The organism is Thiohalocapsa sp. (assembly GCF_022340605.1).
In the GTDB taxonomy this organism is placed as follows: domain Bacteria; phylum Pseudomonadota; class Gammaproteobacteria; order Chromatiales; family Chromatiaceae; genus Thiohalocapsa.
This window is the reverse complement of the sequence record NZ_JAJDNQ010000085.1, coordinates 24,826-39,117: the sequence shown is the minus strand read 5'-3', so window position 1 is coordinate 39,117 and position 14,292 is coordinate 24,826. Positions and strand designations below refer to the sequence as shown.

Sequence of the window (14,292 nt, the reverse complement as noted above, 5' to 3'; positions counted from 1 at the left end):
TCCTCCGCCAACGCACGCTCGCTCAACGAGCCGAGCATGACCGACATGACCTGTCCGATCAGGTCCAACACCGCGCGCAGCTCCGCACCCACCTGGCGCGGGCTGCTGTGGTGACAGACCAGCATGCCCCAGAGTCGCCCGCCGACGATCAGCGACACCACCGCGGTGGCGACCACGCCCATGTTGCGCAGGTATCGCAGGTGGATCGGCGAGACGGCGCGGATCGAGCTGTGGCTCAGGTCCACGTCGGCGGCGCTCAGGTCCGGCGCGGCCAGCAGCGCCGCCGCCGGCGCGTCCACGTCCGGGATGATGCGCAGCCGTTGCATGAGGTACAGGCGGCGGGCCTGCTGCGGGATGTCGGACGCCGGGTACCTGAGGCCGAGAAAGCTGTCGACGCCGGCCCCGCGGTCCTCCGCGATCACCTCGCCGCTGCCGTCCTCGTCGAAGCGGTAGACCATGACGCGGTCGAAGCCCGTGAGCCGGCGGATCTCGTTGACCACGATCGCGCAGAGCCCCTCGCAGGAGCGCGAGAGCCGCAGCGACTGCACCAGGCGCTGCGCCTGCGCCAGGGCCTGCTCCGCGGATGCCGACGGCGTCTCGCGCAGAAGCTCGATGCAGACCCCGCCACTCCTGCTCAGATGCGCGACGACGCGCAACGGCTCGCCCCACAGGCCGGTCTCCAGCGTTGTGCCTGCGGGGCTGCCGCGCCGCGCCACCACGTCATGGCGCAACAGGGTGGCCACCTCCTCGCCGAGCACATCCGCCAGCGGCCGGCCCAAGGCCGCGGCCGCCGCCATGCCGATGAAATCCGTCAGGTTGTTGCTCGCGTGCGTCACCGTCCAGGTGTCCGGATCGGCCACCATCAGCGCACCGTGGGGCTGTACGGCACCGGGGATCTGAATCGGCTCGCGATCGCACTCCGAAAGCAGCAAGTCGCTCATGCAATGCTTCTGTGCGTCAGGGTCGAGTGCACCACGCTAGTGTGGTCCGCGCGGCGAATCCGCGGCTCCTGCTTCCAGCTCCTGTTCCGTGCTGATCGTGCGGCTCGCGTTCCGTCGATGCCGCCTGCCGGTATGCCAACCCTGGCCTCTGGCTGAGAGAAAGCCTCAGCCGCGGCATGGGTGCTCGACAGGGGAGGTTAGACAGGGGTCTGGCGCCGGTCAAGGTGCGCGCGCGGGCATGGAGCTGGCGATGTCGTTCTGCTCGGCGACGCCATGGCCGGCGACGTGGAGCAGCTCGAAGGCCCCTGGGCCGCGATCCCGAGACCGTCCGGCACGCTGGTCTCGCCGGGCAGGTCGCTGCTGAGCCCGCCGATCTCCGCGCGGCGGAAGGCGTAGTCCAGCGTGCGGCCCGCGTGGGAGACCAGAGGATACGGCGATTGCCGGGCGGGGTTGGCCGGAGTGTCGCCCTCCAGGGCGACACGCCTCGCGTCGGATGGCGGCCGGTATCGACTGCTCTGCATCCGTGCACGCGCCTGGGCGCGGAGCGCCCGGAGAGCCGTGACACCGCGGAGCGGTGTCACGAGACAGCCGTCCCCCACGTTTGCGCAGGCAGTAGCTTCGGTACTCGAACAGTACTATCCCATCAGGACGCAAGGACGAGCGGGATGTGTTTCTGGTCTTCTTCCTGGACGGGCGCACCAGACCGACGACGCAGCGCGCGCCGCGGGCTGATGCAGGAAAGGTGCGACAGTTCGATGTCTTCGAGTGCATCTAGCCAGCGCCCGAGAATCTGCAAGGAAAGTCAGAACAGGGACTCTTGCACCGGCTTATAGGTCGGCGCGGTGATGCCGACAGCCTTGCAGTCGCCCTGCGCTTGGAACAGCCGCCGGGAGATCGCGGTGCACTCCAACAGCGCCGGGTCGAATGCAGGTTGTCCATCCAGAGCCGCTGCCAGACGTGGAAGAAGTCGGCCAACTCGGAGTAATGCACATTGTCGTAGAAGGGTGGATCGGTGACGACGGCATCGACGCATCCGTCAGGTAGGTCGGTCGCCGCGGAGTCGCCACAGGACAGATAGACTGCACCCGGCGGCAGGCCATCCATGGGCCAGGCATCCAGCACCCGTGCCCCCATCGGCCGGCTCTTGCCGAACAGTTTGAGGCCGGACTTCTTGCCAGCCTGCCGACCACCTGCCGGATCGATTCGCATAGAGCCGGTGGCGTGGCGGATCTGGCTGTGCACGGGCGGTCTTTGCGATTGGGAAATTGTATCCGCAGCGGCCACAGGTTGCGTTCGCGCCCTGTACGGCACCGGCATGGAGATCGTAGGTCTTGTTGCACGCCGGACAGGTCGTGACGGCGTCGGTTTATTCGGCAGCATGCACCGCGCCGCAATGCGGGCAGCAGGCATGCACCCGTGGATATTTCTTCACGTAGGCGTGCTTGGCGAAGATGCGCGACGAGAACAGATCCACCGCCTGACCGCAGTCCGGGCAATTCAATTGCTTGACCCAGAACCAGTAGAGCACGTGCGGCTTGCGCTCTACGATCGCTTGCAACGACGGAGGCACGCGGCCGGCCAGCAGCATCAGTTCGTCCGCCGGCACCGACAATGCCTTCGCGAGCTTTCCGAGCAATGCATCTGACGGGGGTGTCATGCGGGATTCGACCCGGGAGATGTGGGCCGGATCGACGTTGCAGCGGGATGCGACGCTGCGCAGAGACAGACCGAGCTGCTCGCGGCGGGTGGTCGGCGACGGCGGAGCGGGCGAGGACCTTGGCGCTCAGCAGCTGGGGGCCGAGCACCGGGCTGCGGTCGCTGAGGACGACCATGCGCTGCAGCTCGCTGCGCCAGGAACACGGTGCCGCCGTTGGCCTGCTCGAACAGGCCGACGTGGTCGGAGACGGCCCCGGTGAAGGCGCCCTTGCGGTGGCCGAAGAGCTCGCTTTCCAGCAGACAGACTGACACCGCCCGTGTCCGGGGGTTCACCGGCAGGGCGTTGGCGGCGGTTCAGGCGGAGCGGAAATTCCCCCGCAGCAGATCGCGGCGGCTGACGCCGGGGCCTGACGGCGGCTCGGGCATGCTGGCCGGTGCGGCGCCGGCGTTCGCCTGCGATGTGTCGGTGTCGCCGCCGGGCGCCGGGTCCGCCGCTGGGGCTGGAGCTGGGGCTGACTCGAACAGGGTGGTCAGCACGGCGGCCGCCGTTGCCTCGGCGGCCGCCTGGTCCGCGAATGCCTGCATCGGCGAGAACAGGGAACAGGTGGCGATGGTGCCGAGGTCGTCGAGCGGCGAGGAGAGGAATTCGAAGTGGCCGGCCGGGAAGTCCAGTACGCGCTTGGTGCCGTGGGGGTCTTGCGTCAGGTCCAGTGCGTCGGGGTGGGGATGGTGCTGTCGCGGACTCGCGGTGTGGCTGGTCCCCCGGGGTGCTGGTGCGAGGTCGGCGGAATCGCGGCGGGGACGCCGCTCCCACGGGGTGGTGGTGTCGCTGGTGTCGTGCAGGGGCGTGAGGACCAGGTTCATGCACCAGGGGGTCACCAGCACGCCGAGCCAATGGCCGCGCCAGGCGCGTCCGCCCACCGCGGCGACGCGCAGCTTCGGGTGCAGGATCGGCAGGCCGGCCATGCGCTCGCGGTGGATGCGCTCGAAGGCGGCGGCGAGCCGGGCGCCGGCGGCCGTGACGAGGTCGTCGGTCGAGCGGTCAGTCGAGGACAAGGAACATCTCCTTGGCGGCGTCGCAGTTGGGGCAGCGCCAATCGTCGGGCAGTGCTGCGAACGGCGTGCCGGGTGGCATCTGACCCAGCCCGTCGCCGTCGGCGGGGTCGTAGACGTGCCAACAGATGCGGCACTCCATGCGCCGCTGCACGGCGCTGTCGGTGGCCGGGTCGCTTCCGATAGCGCTGACCATGCTATTGCGCATCAGGCGGCATCCGTCAGCGCGAACAGGATCTCGTGCAGGCGCTCGGCGCTGTCGTCGATGTCCTCCTGCGCGGCCAGCGCCACGGCCGGTACGTCCGTAATCTCCAGCGTGTTGAGGATCAGCGTGTCGTCGGCGTTGAAGTACTGCACCCACCAGACGCCGCGCAGGCCGGTGGCGGTGATGCGGCAGTTGCCGTAACCGCGCGATAGCACGCTGACCGGGCCGCGGCCGAGCTGCTCGCCGAGCCAGGCGAGGTCCTGCTCGCTTTGCGGCAGGAGGGTGAGATTGATGACGTGGGCCGGGAGGCGATCGCCGCCGGTGCGGGCCTGTACCTGGTCCAGCAACTCGGCGAGCACGCCGGGGGCGTTCATGACGCCGGCGGGCAGGGCGTCCGGCAACTCGACGTGGCTCACGGCGGCGGCGAAGCTGTCGCCTTGCACGAAGCCCGATACGTCGGCGACCTCCAGCACGTCCCGCCCGGCGCCGCGCACCCGCCAGACGCCGGCGAGCCGGGTCTCCTGCGCGTCCTGGTCGGTGGCGCCGCCATCGTCGAGCGGCATGGACGCGTCGGCGGCGCGGCGCAGGATGCTGACCTCGCCCTCGCCGAGGCTGTCCTCGACGAGCCGCCGGTCCGCCGCCGGCAGGTCTGCGAGATCCAGCACCTGCGGTGGCGTGCCGGCGCGGTGGCCCGCCAGCAGCCGGTGCAGCGCCTGCAGCGTGGCAAGGCCGGCGGCACAGGCGGCCGCGTCCTCGGGCTCCGGCAGCAGCGGCTGGCGGTAGGTCCGCATGGCGCCGGGCACGGCGAGGTAGTCCAGCGCCGCGCCATCGGTCTCGGCCGGCTGCGTGCCGGGGCCGACGGCGCCGGCGGGGATCGGGCGGGCGAGGGGGGCGCATTCTTGGTGTTCGAGGCGTGTGTCCATCAGTGGCAGCCTCCGACGGCCTGGTCTGCCGCGTACACGGCAATGCCGACACCCGGGGCACGACTGGGCATGTGCTCCGGCGGTGTGTCCAGCAGGTCTTGCAGCGCCGTCACATAGTCGTCCCAGTTGCGCATGCGCTCGATGCTGCCGACGTAGGCATCGCCGCGCAGCAGCACCAGCGCCGGCCAGCGCTGGCAGCCGAAGCGAGCGTGCACCGCCTGCTCGGCGTCCGGCGCCACCAGCGCGGCGCTGAAGCGCCCCTTCAGTCCCCGGATCAGCTCCGGCAGCACCACGGCCACGTCCAGTGCCTCCGGGTACTTGGCCGGATTACCCGGCAGGAACAGCAGGCTGTGACGGTTGGCCTTGCAGAAGAAGTCGATGTCGTCCGCCTGCAGCACCGGCAGGCCGTGGCGCTCGATGAGCGCGGCGATCAGAGGGGATGTCATGGGTGTTGCCATCTTTGGTGGTAGTCGTCGGTAATCGTTTGTCGTTGTCGCTCCCACAAACGCTCCTACGTGCGCAGGAACTCCGGCAACTCCGGCTCGCGCCCGATCAGGTCCGCGAACAGGTGCTCGATGGGCGCGCCCTGCTGCACCGCTTGCAGCGCCGCCAGGGCGTCCAGGGTCTGTTTGGCACGCAACTCGTCGATCACCTCGCGCGCGGCGCCGAGGAATACCAGCAGCCAGGCGCCGGGCGGCTGTCCGCCCACCAGGCGCAGGTCGACGTGCTCGCGGCGGCCGGCATCGAGGCCATCCCGGCACAGCGCCCGGAAGCCGTCGCTCTCCAGCACCTGCATTGGGACGGCGATGCACATCAGTGGCTGTCCCCCGCGGCGGTGAGCCGCGGCAGGACGCGTGCGTCGCCGATGCGGCAGGCGTCCTCCGGCGCCGGCCGGCCGGCCTCGTAGGCGGCGAGGTCGAGAGCGGGGTGGGGCCGCTCGCCGCCGGCATCCCGCGGCTCGCTCGCGGCCGGTGGCGCGATGCCGAGATCTGTGAGGTAGCCGAGCGCCAGGTCGATGGCCGGCTCGATCTGCGCCTTCACCACCGGCCGCAGGCTGCCGCCGAAGTCCTCCAGCGCCTCCGGTTGCACGCCAATCAGCAGCACGTGGTCCGGGTAGCCGCCGAGCAGGTCGGCCAGGGTCAGCACCTCCTGGAAGCCGGTCTGGTGCAGGCTCATCTTCTTGGCCCCCAGGAACTTGGGCACCGCGTCGCCCTCGACCCGCTTCAGGGTGCCCGGCGCCAGGCCGTAGTCCACGGCGTCGAACACCACCAGCACGTCCGCCGCCCGGACCTGATCGACGAGGTAGATGCCCTGGGTACCACCGTCTAGCAGCGTGACGTTGTCGCCGAAACGATAGCGCGCCGCCATCGCCTCGACGCAGCGCACCCCGAACCCCTCATCGGCCCAAAGAATGTTCCCGATCCCCAGCACCAGCACTCGTGGCTCACATGGGCGTGCCGGCGGTGCTGCGGCACTCAGCCCTCGGCCCTCGGCCCTGCCGTTCAAGGTCTATCATCCTTGAACATCCGCCACCCGCTGATCATGGTGCTGATCAGGCTCTGCCGCGACATGACGTCCTCGCGGATGGCGGTGTAGACGTGCAGCATCACGAACACGACGATGACCCACATGCCCCAGTGGTGCCACAGGCGCACGTCTTGGCTCTGGCCGACCAATGGGATGACCCAGCCGAACAACCGGTCCTGCCAACTGCCGGCGCCGGCCTGCTCCGAGTACAGCGCGAAGCCCGTGACCATCATCACCAGGCCGCCGACGGTGATGATGACCACCATGAACAGGTGGGCGAGGGGATTGTGGCCGTAGTACTTCCAAGGCTCCTTTTCCTGGAAGGCGTACCAGCGCACCTCGTGCCACAGCTCCCGCCAGAACGAGCGCCGCCAGACCGGCAGCGTGAAGAGCTGCATCGCATAGCGGTTGCCGGCGAAGGCCCAATAGATGCGGAACAGGAAGCCCACCGCGAACACGTAGGCCGCCGCGAAGTGGAAGAAGCGGATGTAGCCCATCACGTAATGGTCGCTCGCCTCGCCCATCACGCTGGGCGGCGGATTGGCGATGAACCAGCCGGTGATGGCCAGCACCGTGATGGATAGCGCATTGACCCAGTGCCAGACCCTAAGCGGCGCCTGGTAGACGTAGACCGCGGTGCGGCGGGTCTTCGGGATGCCGGCGCGGCGCCGCTCCCGCAGTAGATCTTCGGTGGTGGTGCTCATGGGTTATGGGTATTGGTGTCTGTTAGCGTTAAAACAGCCAGAAATGAGGGCTTGATAGGAGCGCGAATCGAACTAGTGCGAAGCGCGTGGTGCGACCCGCATTCGTGCAATGCGCCCTTTCGCGCACGCCGCACTTCCGAAGAACGAGCCCACAAGTACGCAGCATGTGCAGACGACGCACTCCCGCACTCCGCACTGCGCACTTTCTTCTATCGAACCTTCACCCGCGTCATCTCCCCCCCATCCGGCCCCATCACATGGGTCGAGCACGCCAGACACGGATCGAAGCTGTGCAGGGTGCGCAGGATCTCCAGCGGCTCTTCCGGCTTGGCCATGGGGGTGTTCATCAGCGCCGCTTCGAAGGCGCCGATGTTGCCGGCGGGATCGCGGGGTGAGCCGTTCCAGGTGGTGGGCACGACGGCCTGGTAGTTGGCGATCTTGCCCTTCTCGATGACCACCCAGTGGCCGAGGGCGCCGCGCGGTGCCTCGGTGGTGCCGACGCCCTTGGCGTGCTTGGGCCAGGTGTGCGGCTCCCACTTGTCGGTGTTGGCGGTGGCCGTGTCGCCGGCCTTGATGTTGGCCATGAGCTTGTCCTGGAAGTAACGCATTTTGTGCGCCGCCCAGCTGCACTCGAGTCCGCGGGCGGCGGTGCGCCCGAGGGTGGAGAACAGGGCGTTCAGCGGCAGACCGAGGTCCGTCAGCACCTTGTCCACCGGCTCCTTGAACTCGGGCGTGCCCTGCGCGTAGCCGATCACCCAGCGCGCCAGCGGCCCCACCTCCATCGCGTTGCCACGCCAGCGCGGCGCCTTGATCCAGGAGTACTTGGCCGCCTCGTCCACCGCCTCGATGCGGGTCGGGGTGCCCTTGGCGTTGGGTCCCAGAACGAAGTTGGGCTCGGTGACGCCGTCCCAGGGGTGCAGGCCCTTGCCCTCGTCCTTGTAGCTGAACCAGGAGTGGTCGACGAACTCCTGGATCTCGTTCGGGTCGCGCAGGTCGACCTCGTGGATCTTGGAGAGATCACCCTCGATGATGGCGCCGCGGGGCAGCAGCAGGTTGCCGGCCGAGCTGTCGTTGGCGTGGTCCGGAATGTCGCCGTAGGACAGCACCGAGGTGCTGCTGAGGCCCCCGCCGTAGGTCCAGTCCTTGTAGAAAGAGGCGATGGCGAGCAGGTCCGGGATGTAGACCTTGTCGATGAACTCGATGGTCCGGTCGATAATGGAGCTGACCAGGTTGAGGCGCTCCATGTTCACGGCGCCCACCGCGCCGACGCCGTCCACGTTGATGGCGCAGGGCATGCCGCCCACGAGCCAGTTCGGGTGTGGGTTCTTACCACCGTAGATGGTGTGGATCTTGACGATCTCTTTCTGGAAGTCGAGGGCCTCCAGGTAGTGCGCCACGGCCATCAGGTTGGCCTCCGGCGGGAGCTTGTAGGCCGGATGCCCCCAGTAGGCGTTCATGAAGGGGCCGAGCTGGCCGGATTCCACGAAGCGCTTGATGCGGGTCTGCACGTCGCGGAAGTAGCCGGGCGAGGACAGCGGCCAGTCGCTGATGGACTGCGCGAGCTGCGAGGTCGCCTTCGGGTCCGCCTTCAGCGCCGAGACCACGTCCACCCAGTCCAGCGCGTGCAGGTGATAGAAGTGCACCAGGTGGTCCTGGGCCTGCAGCGTGAGCTGCATGATGTTGCGGATGGAGTTGGCGTTCTCCGGGATCTGGATGCCTAGCGCGTCCTCCACCGCACGCACGCTGGTGAGCGCGTGGGTGCCGGTGCACACCCCGCAGATCCTCTCCGTGAAGGCCCAGGCGTCACGCGGGTCGCGTCCCTTCAGTATGACTTCAAGCCCGCGCCACATGGTGCCGGTGGAGACGGCGTTGCGGATGACATTGTTCTCGTCCAGGTTCACCTCGCAGCGCATGTGGCCCTCGATGCGCGTGACCGGGTCGACGACGACGCGCTTGCCACTGTTGTCGAGGTCGAAGCCGTTCGGGGTCGTGGTCGCCGTCATTGCTGGTCACCTGCGCTGCTGTCGGTGCGGTTCTCCATGGTCTCGGGGTGCTTCTTGATGGCCGTGTAGGCGGAGTAGGCGGCATGGCCACCGATGGCGGCACCGACGACGCCGACGGCGGCGAGGCCCACCTTGTCCGCGTTCGCCTCGATGCCGAAGGCGTGCACATTGGTGACGTGCTGGTAGAAGCTGCCCTTGTCCCAGAAGCCGTCCTCGGAGCAGCCGATGCAGCCGTGGCCGGACTGGATCGGGAAGGAGACCCCGTTGTTCCAGCGCACCGTGGAGCAGGCGTTGTAGGTCGTCGGCCCCTTGCAGCCCATCTTGTACAGGCAGTAGCCCTTGCGGGCGGCCTCGTCGTCCCAGCTTTCCACGAACTGGCCGGCGTCGAAGTGCGGCCGGCGGTAGCACTTGTCGTGGATGCGCTGGCCGTAGAACATCGCCGGGCGGCCCTGGCGGTCCAGTGGAGGAATGCGCTCGAAGGTGAGCATGTAGGTCAGCACGCCAGTCATCACCTCCGCGATGGGCGGGCAGCCCGGCACCTTGATGATGGGCTTGTCGAGGATGACCTTGTCCACCGGCGTCGCGCGGGTCGGATTCGGCCGCGCCGCCTGCACGCAGCCCCAAGACGCGCAGCTGCCCCAGGACACGATGGCCTTGCAGTCCGCCGCCATCTCCTTGAGCTGCTCCACGAAGGGCCGGCCGCCGACAATGCAGCTCATGCCGTCCTGATTCAGCGGCGGATTGCCTTCCACCGCCAGGATGTAGTTGCCTTTGTATTTCTCCTTGATCTCGCTGAGGATGGACTCCGCCTGGTGGCCGGCCGAAGCCATGAGCACGTCGTCGTAGTCCAGGGAGATCATCGACAGCACCACGTCCGAGACCAGCGGGTGCGCGGAGCGAATGAACGACTCCGAGCAGCAGGTGCACTCCAGTCCGTGCAGCCAGATCACCGGCGTGCGTGGCTTGGTCTCCATGGCGTGGGCGATCTTGCCGGCGAAGCTCGGCGCCAGCCCCAGCGCCGTGGCCGTCAGTGAACAGAACTTGAGAAAGCTGCGCCGCGTGATTCCCTGGCGGCGCATGACCTCGTAGAAGGTCTCGGGCGTGGATCTGGGCATTGCTGCTTGGTCCCCGGTTGGTGGTAGCGCGCGACACCCGCCGGGCCTTGCGCCCGGCAGTGGCACCGCGCTCGCGTGATTGTTCGAATAGTCGGCCGGTGGCCGTTCAGAAAGCCGAGGCACAGACCGGGCCAAGTTTGTGTTTTCGAGTGCGGTCAATGCTTTGGCATTTCTTTGTTGCGCTGCATCAAGCCGAGCTGCAAAGCCACTTTGTCGCCTTGCAAACATTGTGGAAAGCAAATGTCCGATTGCCGACAGCTGGTAGCGGCTGGAAGCTGGTACCCCGTTTCAGGCAAGCCTGTTCCAGGGTCAAGGCATCGCGATCCGTCTGCTCGGCGTGGAATTCAGCCGCGAGCAGCGCAGCGTCGTCGGCTTCGAGGTCGTTTCAGCAATAGCCGCATGAGGTCAGCCCAGATGATGGTTTTACCCTTTGCCTTGGCCGCGCTCGGACTCGGCGCGATCTACCTACACCGCCGCGGCATTGCGCTGGCGTTCTGGGGCTTGGCGCTGGCGTGGTTGCTGTGGCTGTTTCACCTTCACGCCACCGACGCGCTGCCGCTGAGGTTTTGAGCCGAAGGTCTTGATAAGGTGGGAGGACGATGATGAACGATTGGTGGGCTCGCCTGCTGAACGCCCTCGGGCTGATCGCGATCTCGGGAGTTCTCGGCTACGCCTTTGCCGATCAGTTGATCGGCCATGATCTGCCCTGTCCGTTGTGTCTGTTACAGCGGGTGGGTTTCATGCTCGCCGGGTTCGGGCTGGCGCTGAACGTCGCATTCGGCCAGCGCGCCAGTCACTACGCGGTCGTGATCCTGGGCGCGGTCGCCGGCTTTGCCATCGCGGTGCGTCAGGTCCTGCTGCATATCGTGCCGGGGAGCGGCAGCTATGGCGACGCGTTTCTGGGCTACTGAAGGCCGCGACTGATGTATGGGAGGTCGGGTTAGCGCAGCGGAGCCCGACGTTGCAGCTTGGCAAGATAGTCGAGGCAGCCGTTCAGTGACGACAGCCGCGGATAGTCCTGCTCCGGCACCTGCACACCCAGCGCCTTTTCCAGCGCGAGCACGAAGTTGAGGTAGTCCACCGAATCCAGCTCCGCCTGGTCGCGGAAGTTCACGTCCGGGTTCAGGGTGTCGGAGTCGATCTCCGGGGCGACGCCGGTGAGTGCGTCCAGCACGGTCTGTCGGAGTTGGTCATCGGGCATGGGGTTGATACCACAAAGGGTCTCGCGCCGGCTGTGCCGGACGGCGGTGACATGACATCGCGACTGGCCAAGTTGATTGTCGGGTTACGCTATCGTTAACCCGACCTACGGCGAATACCTTCACGGCCTCGCTGCTTGGTCACGCGACCATCATGTCACGCCGCCGCCGGCTCATCCATCCCGGCCGCGTGATCCTGCGGGGACCGCCTCTTGCCGGGTGCCGGCCGCCTCCGGCCGGTCGCTGTCTTCGGCCGGTTCCCAGGGGGCGTCGCGCATCTCCGCCAGCGGGCCGACCAGGCTTGCCGGCAGCTTCGGCTTGGCGCTGATCAGCGAGACCAGCAGCGACGCCAGGTAGGGCACGGCCTGCACCAGCAGCACGGCAGCCCAGACGCGCACGTCCAGCATCCCCGAGTCGTCACGCTGCATCACGGCGAAGGCGCCGAGCCAGAAGGCGATCAGCAGCAGCAGCTCCTCGCGGGCGTCCGCCAGGGCGCGGATCACGGCCGGTGCGCTGGCGAGCTTGGGCGTGCGGAAGAAGGCGAGCTTACCGGAGATGAGCCCCGCCGCGGTGGCGCGGGCGATGGTGTGGGACAGGCCGAGACCCGCGAGTCCGGCCGCGATGCTCTGGCGGAAGGTGGCATCCACGCGCCGGCGGTAGAGTACGAAGCTCTTTAGCATCTTGAAGCCAAACAGCACCAGGGGCACCAGCGCAATGCTCATGTAAGGCGGTGTCACCTGGAGCGGGAACAGCACCATGCCCACGGTCCAGGCCAGGGCCGCGAAGTTGAACAGCAGGTTGAAGCCGTCCGCGAACCAGGGCAGCCAGCCGGCCAAAAAGTGCCAGCGCTGGCCGGCGGTAAGTGCCGTGCGGCGCAGGCCGAGGAGCTCGCGACGATGGGCGATGAGGATGCGCACGGCGCCGTAGGCCCAGCGGTAGCGCTGCTTCTTGAAGTCCGCGAAGGTGTCCGGGATCAGGCCGCGGCCGTAGGTGGCCGGGATATAGAGCGCCTTGTAGCCGCGCTCGAACAGCCGCAAGCCCAGCTCGGCGTCCTCGGTGATGCACCACTCGGCCCAGCCGCCGTCTTCCAGCGGGCCGCGTCGGATCATGGTCATGGTGCCGTGCTGAATGATGGCGTTGCGCTCGTTGCGCGTGACCATGCCGATGTGGAAGAAGCCGCGGTACTCGGCCAGGCACATGGCCTTGAAGGCGTTCTGGTCGCCGTCGCGGTAGTCCTGCGGTGCCTGCACGATGGCGACTTCCTCGTCAAAGAAGGCAGGCACCAGGTCGCGCAGCCAGCGCGGCTGCACCACGTAGTCGGCGTCGATGACGGCGACGATCTCGGCGGCGGGGTCGGTCTCGCGCAGGGCGAAGTTGAGCGCGCCGGCCTTGAAGCCCGCGAGCGGGGCCACGTGGAAGAACCGGAACGTCAATTGGCGCTTGTCGCCGGCGGCCGCCAGCCGCTGGTTGAGGCGCTCGCAGTGCTCGCGCACCGGCTCCCAGACCGCCGGGTCCTTGGTGTTGTTGTCCACCACCAGGACCTCCAGGCGCGGATAGTCCAGCTCCGCCAGCGCGTCCAGGGTCTCGATGAGCAGGTCCGGCGGCTCGTTGTAGGCAGGCACGTGCAGCGAGACCAGCGGCAGCCAATCGTCCGGCACATCGCGGCGCGGGAAGGCGCGGCGCCAGCGCTTGAGCCACAGTGATTCGGCCCACTCGTGGGCCTCCGCAGACAGCAGCACCAGCACGCCCACGCCACCGATGAGGAGCAGGATGCCGACGCCGGTTGTGAGCGGCGTCATGTACTGGCGCGTGTAGTCGTACACCACGTAGACCGCGGCGGTGGACACGGCATAGGTCACCAGCGCCAAGAAGCCCTTGCCGGACGAGGACATGGTCGAGCTGTCGCGGTACAGCAGCACCAGCAGCAGTACCGCCATACCGACGGAGAGCGCGGCCAGCTCCTTCCAGTTGGGGATGCGCACCACCGGCTGGGTCAGCGTGATCTTGGGGTTGCGGTTGACGTCGTAGACGCCCCAGTAGGAGCCGATGGCACCCTCCACGCGGGCCTTCCAGGGCTGGTCGAAGGCCTCCATGACGTAGTAGACGTAGCCCTCGTGCTCCGCCCGGGCCAGGAAGCGGCGCAGGAAGCGGGTCTCGTTTGCCAGCGATGCCTCGGCACCGCCATTTATCCTGCCGTTGCTGGGCCAGCCCACCTCGCCGATGATCACCTCCTTGTTCGGGAACGCCTTCTGCACCTCGTAGAGCCGGTCGAAGGAATAGTCCACCGCCTTGTCGATGGGCACGCCCTCCCAGTAGGGGAGCAGGTGCACGGCAATGAAGTCCACGTGCTTGGCCAGCTCCGGGTACTTGAGCCAGATGTGCCAGGGCTCGGCGGTGCCGACCGGGGTCTCGGTGACTCGCCGGATGCGGTCGAGGTAGGCGCCGAGCTGGTCGACGTTGAGCTCGCGGCGCAGGATCACCTCGTTGCCGACGAACACCCGCACGACGTTGCGATGCCCCTGGCGCAGCACCTTGTACAGCAGCTTGAGCTGGGATTCGTTGGTCTTCTTGTTGCCGTCGATCCAGGCGCCGACGGAGACGTTGAGGTTATGCCCCTCGGCGAGCCGCGGCACCTCGGGCATCGGGCCTTCGAGGGTGTAGGTGCGGACGGCGTAGGTATCACCCTGGAGCAGGGCCAGATCCTCGTCCACTTGCGAGATGGACGGGAAGATCTGTTTGGTGGGGTCATCGTCGGCGCGCATGGGCGAGAACGAGTAGCCCTGGATGCGGGTCGGCCAGGGCGGCTCCGCCGACGGCTGGTTCATCAGCGCCCACAAGCCCACCGTCAGTGCTGCGATGAGGATGGGGATTACGATGCTGATGGAGCGGCTCATGGGCGAATCTCCTGCCGTGCGGACGCAGGCGCGGGGGTCTTCGGGTAGAGGGAGAGGGCATGGGCGCGCGAG

General features: G+C 67.7%; 16 protein-coding genes and 1 pseudogene. 2 read left to right on the top strand and 15 right to left on the bottom strand.

All coding sequences use genetic code 11. The features are described 5' to 3' along the window. The 13 genes and pseudogenes from LJE69_RS11880 to LJE69_RS11820 form a co-directional block, all read right to left on the bottom strand. Positions 1-941, bottom strand: a 941-nt coding sequence (locus tag LJE69_RS11880; RefSeq protein ID WP_296925225.1) for a GAF domain-containing protein, incomplete at its 3' end; no start/stop codon positions are given. 771 nt (positions 942-1,712) lie between these two features. Continuing rightward, complete coding sequence (locus LJE69_RS11875) at positions 1,713-2,183, bottom strand: hypothetical protein (protein WP_296925223.1); 471 nt, start codon at positions 2,181-2,183, stop codon at positions 1,713-1,715. Between the two features lie 124 nt (positions 2,184-2,307). Further along, positions 2,308-2,661: a helix-turn-helix transcriptional regulator gene (locus tag LJE69_RS11870; protein WP_296925229.1), complete on the bottom strand. Its 354-nt coding sequence runs from the start codon at positions 2,659-2,661 to the stop codon at positions 2,308-2,310. A gap of 131 nt (positions 2,662-2,792) precedes the next feature. Beyond that, positions 2,793-2,897, bottom strand: a pseudogene (locus LJE69_RS11865) (sigma 54-interacting transcriptional regulator); the annotation flags it as partial. Between the two features lie 54 nt (positions 2,898-2,951). Next, a complete protein-coding gene (gene hybE / locus LJE69_RS11860; protein ID WP_296925221.1) occupies positions 2,952-3,653 on the bottom strand; it encodes a [NiFe]-hydrogenase assembly chaperone HybE in 702 nt (233 codons plus the stop codon). Continuing rightward, the gene (locus LJE69_RS11855) at positions 3,640-3,858 is read right to left on the bottom strand and encodes a rubredoxin (RefSeq protein ID WP_296925219.1); all 219 of its coding nucleotides are present in this window, start codon (positions 3,856-3,858) and stop codon (positions 3,640-3,642) included. The genes hybE and LJE69_RS11855 overlap by 14 nt, the downstream gene beginning before the upstream one ends. Further along, positions 3,858-4,778 (bottom strand): hydrogenase expression/formation protein, encoded by a 921-nt coding sequence (locus LJE69_RS11850; protein ID WP_296925217.1) that lies wholly within the window; start codon positions 4,776-4,778, stop codon positions 3,858-3,860. Before LJE69_RS11850 ends, LJE69_RS11855 begins: the two co-directional genes overlap by 1 nt. After that, entirely contained in the window at positions 4,778-5,224 is a 447-nt protein-coding gene (locus LJE69_RS11845) for a hypothetical protein (protein ID WP_296925215.1), read from the bottom strand. The genes LJE69_RS11850 and LJE69_RS11845 overlap by 1 nt, the downstream gene beginning before the upstream one ends. A 65-nt stretch (positions 5,225-5,289) precedes the next feature. Beyond that, entirely contained in the window at positions 5,290-5,592 is a 303-nt protein-coding gene (locus LJE69_RS11840) for a HypC/HybG/HupF family hydrogenase formation chaperone (RefSeq protein WP_296925213.1), read from the bottom strand. Further along, on the bottom strand, positions 5,592-6,215 hold the full coding sequence (locus LJE69_RS11835) for a HyaD/HybD family hydrogenase maturation endopeptidase (protein ID WP_296925227.1): 624 nt from the start codon (positions 6,213-6,215) through the stop codon (positions 5,592-5,594). The genes LJE69_RS11840 and LJE69_RS11835 overlap by 1 nt, the downstream gene beginning before the upstream one ends. A 65-nt stretch (positions 6,216-6,280) precedes the next feature. Then, entirely contained in the window at positions 6,281-7,009 is a 729-nt protein-coding gene (gene cybH / locus LJE69_RS11830) for a Ni/Fe-hydrogenase, b-type cytochrome subunit (protein ID WP_296925212.1), read from the bottom strand. A gap of 209 nt (positions 7,010-7,218) precedes the next feature. Then, positions 7,219-9,012, bottom strand: a complete 1,794-nt coding sequence (locus tag LJE69_RS11825; RefSeq protein WP_296925210.1) for a nickel-dependent hydrogenase large subunit — start codon at positions 9,010-9,012, stop codon at positions 7,219-7,221. Further along, positions 9,009-10,127, bottom strand: coding sequence for a hydrogenase small subunit (locus tag LJE69_RS11820; protein WP_296925208.1), 1,119 nt, complete (start codon positions 10,125-10,127; stop codon positions 9,009-9,011). Before LJE69_RS11820 ends, LJE69_RS11825 begins: the two co-directional genes overlap by 4 nt. Positions 10,128-10,541: 414 nt before the next feature. On the opposite strand from LJE69_RS11820, the gene LJE69_RS11815 reads away from it, so the two are divergent. Further along, positions 10,542-10,697 carry a DUF5993 family protein gene (locus LJE69_RS11815; RefSeq protein ID WP_296925206.1) on the top strand — a complete coding sequence of 52 codons (156 nt, stop codon included), beginning with the start codon at positions 10,542-10,544 and terminating at the stop codon, positions 10,695-10,697. Positions 10,698-10,729: 32 nt separating this feature from the next. Then, positions 10,730-11,038, top strand: coding sequence for a disulfide bond formation protein B (locus LJE69_RS11810; protein WP_296925204.1), 309 nt, complete (start codon positions 10,730-10,732; stop codon positions 11,036-11,038). Between the two features lie 29 nt (positions 11,039-11,067). On the opposite strand, the gene LJE69_RS11805 is transcribed toward LJE69_RS11810, so the two are convergent. Together LJE69_RS11805 and LJE69_RS11800 are read right to left on the bottom strand one after the other, a co-directional pair. Further along, a complete protein-coding gene (locus LJE69_RS11805; protein ID WP_296925202.1) occupies positions 11,068-11,328 on the bottom strand; it encodes an acyl carrier protein in 261 nt (86 codons plus the stop codon). Positions 11,329-11,499: 171 nt separating this feature from the next. After that, on the bottom strand, positions 11,500-14,220 hold the full coding sequence (locus LJE69_RS11800; RefSeq protein ID WP_296925200.1) for a glycosyltransferase: 2,721 nt from the start codon (positions 14,218-14,220) through the stop codon (positions 11,500-11,502). Positions 14,221-14,292 lie beyond the last annotated feature (72 nt).

Excerpts from the sequence above, each read along its gene's own strand:
- LJE69_RS11845 (WP_296925215.1), bottom strand. The coding sequence starts at position 5,224 with ATGACATCCCCTCTGATCGCCGCGCTCATCGAGCGCCACGGCCTGCCG.
- LJE69_RS11820 (WP_296925208.1), bottom strand. The coding sequence starts at position 10,127 with ATGCCCAGATCCACGCCCGAGACCTTCTACGAGGTCATGCGCCGCCAG.
- LJE69_RS11825 (WP_296925210.1), bottom strand. The coding sequence starts at position 9,012 with ATGACGGCGACCACGACCCCGAACGGCTTCGACCTCGACAACAGTGGC.
- LJE69_RS11840 (WP_296925213.1), bottom strand. The coding sequence starts at position 5,592 with ATGTGCATCGCCGTCCCAATGCAGGTGCTGGAGAGCGACGGCTTCCGG.
- LJE69_RS11855 (WP_296925219.1), bottom strand. The coding sequence starts at position 3,858 with ATGCGCAATAGCATGGTCAGCGCTATCGGAAGCGACCCGGCCACCGAC.
- LJE69_RS11815 (WP_296925206.1), top strand. The coding sequence starts at position 10,542 with ATGATGGTTTTACCCTTTGCCTTGGCCGCGCTCGGACTCGGCGCGATC.
- LJE69_RS11850 (WP_296925217.1), bottom strand. The coding sequence starts at position 4,778 with ATGGACACACGCCTCGAACACCAAGAATGCGCCCCCCTCGCCCGCCCG.
- cybH (WP_296925212.1), bottom strand. The coding sequence starts at position 7,009 with ATGAGCACCACCACCGAAGATCTACTGCGGGAGCGGCGCCGCGCCGGC.
- LJE69_RS11810 (WP_296925204.1), top strand. The coding sequence starts at position 10,730 with ATGAACGATTGGTGGGCTCGCCTGCTGAACGCCCTCGGGCTGATCGCG.
- LJE69_RS11800 (WP_296925200.1), bottom strand. The coding sequence starts at position 14,220 with ATGAGCCGCTCCATCAGCATCGTAATCCCCATCCTCATCGCAGCACTG.
- LJE69_RS11805 (WP_296925202.1), bottom strand. The coding sequence starts at position 11,328 with ATGCCCGATGACCAACTCCGACAGACCGTGCTGGACGCACTCACCGGC.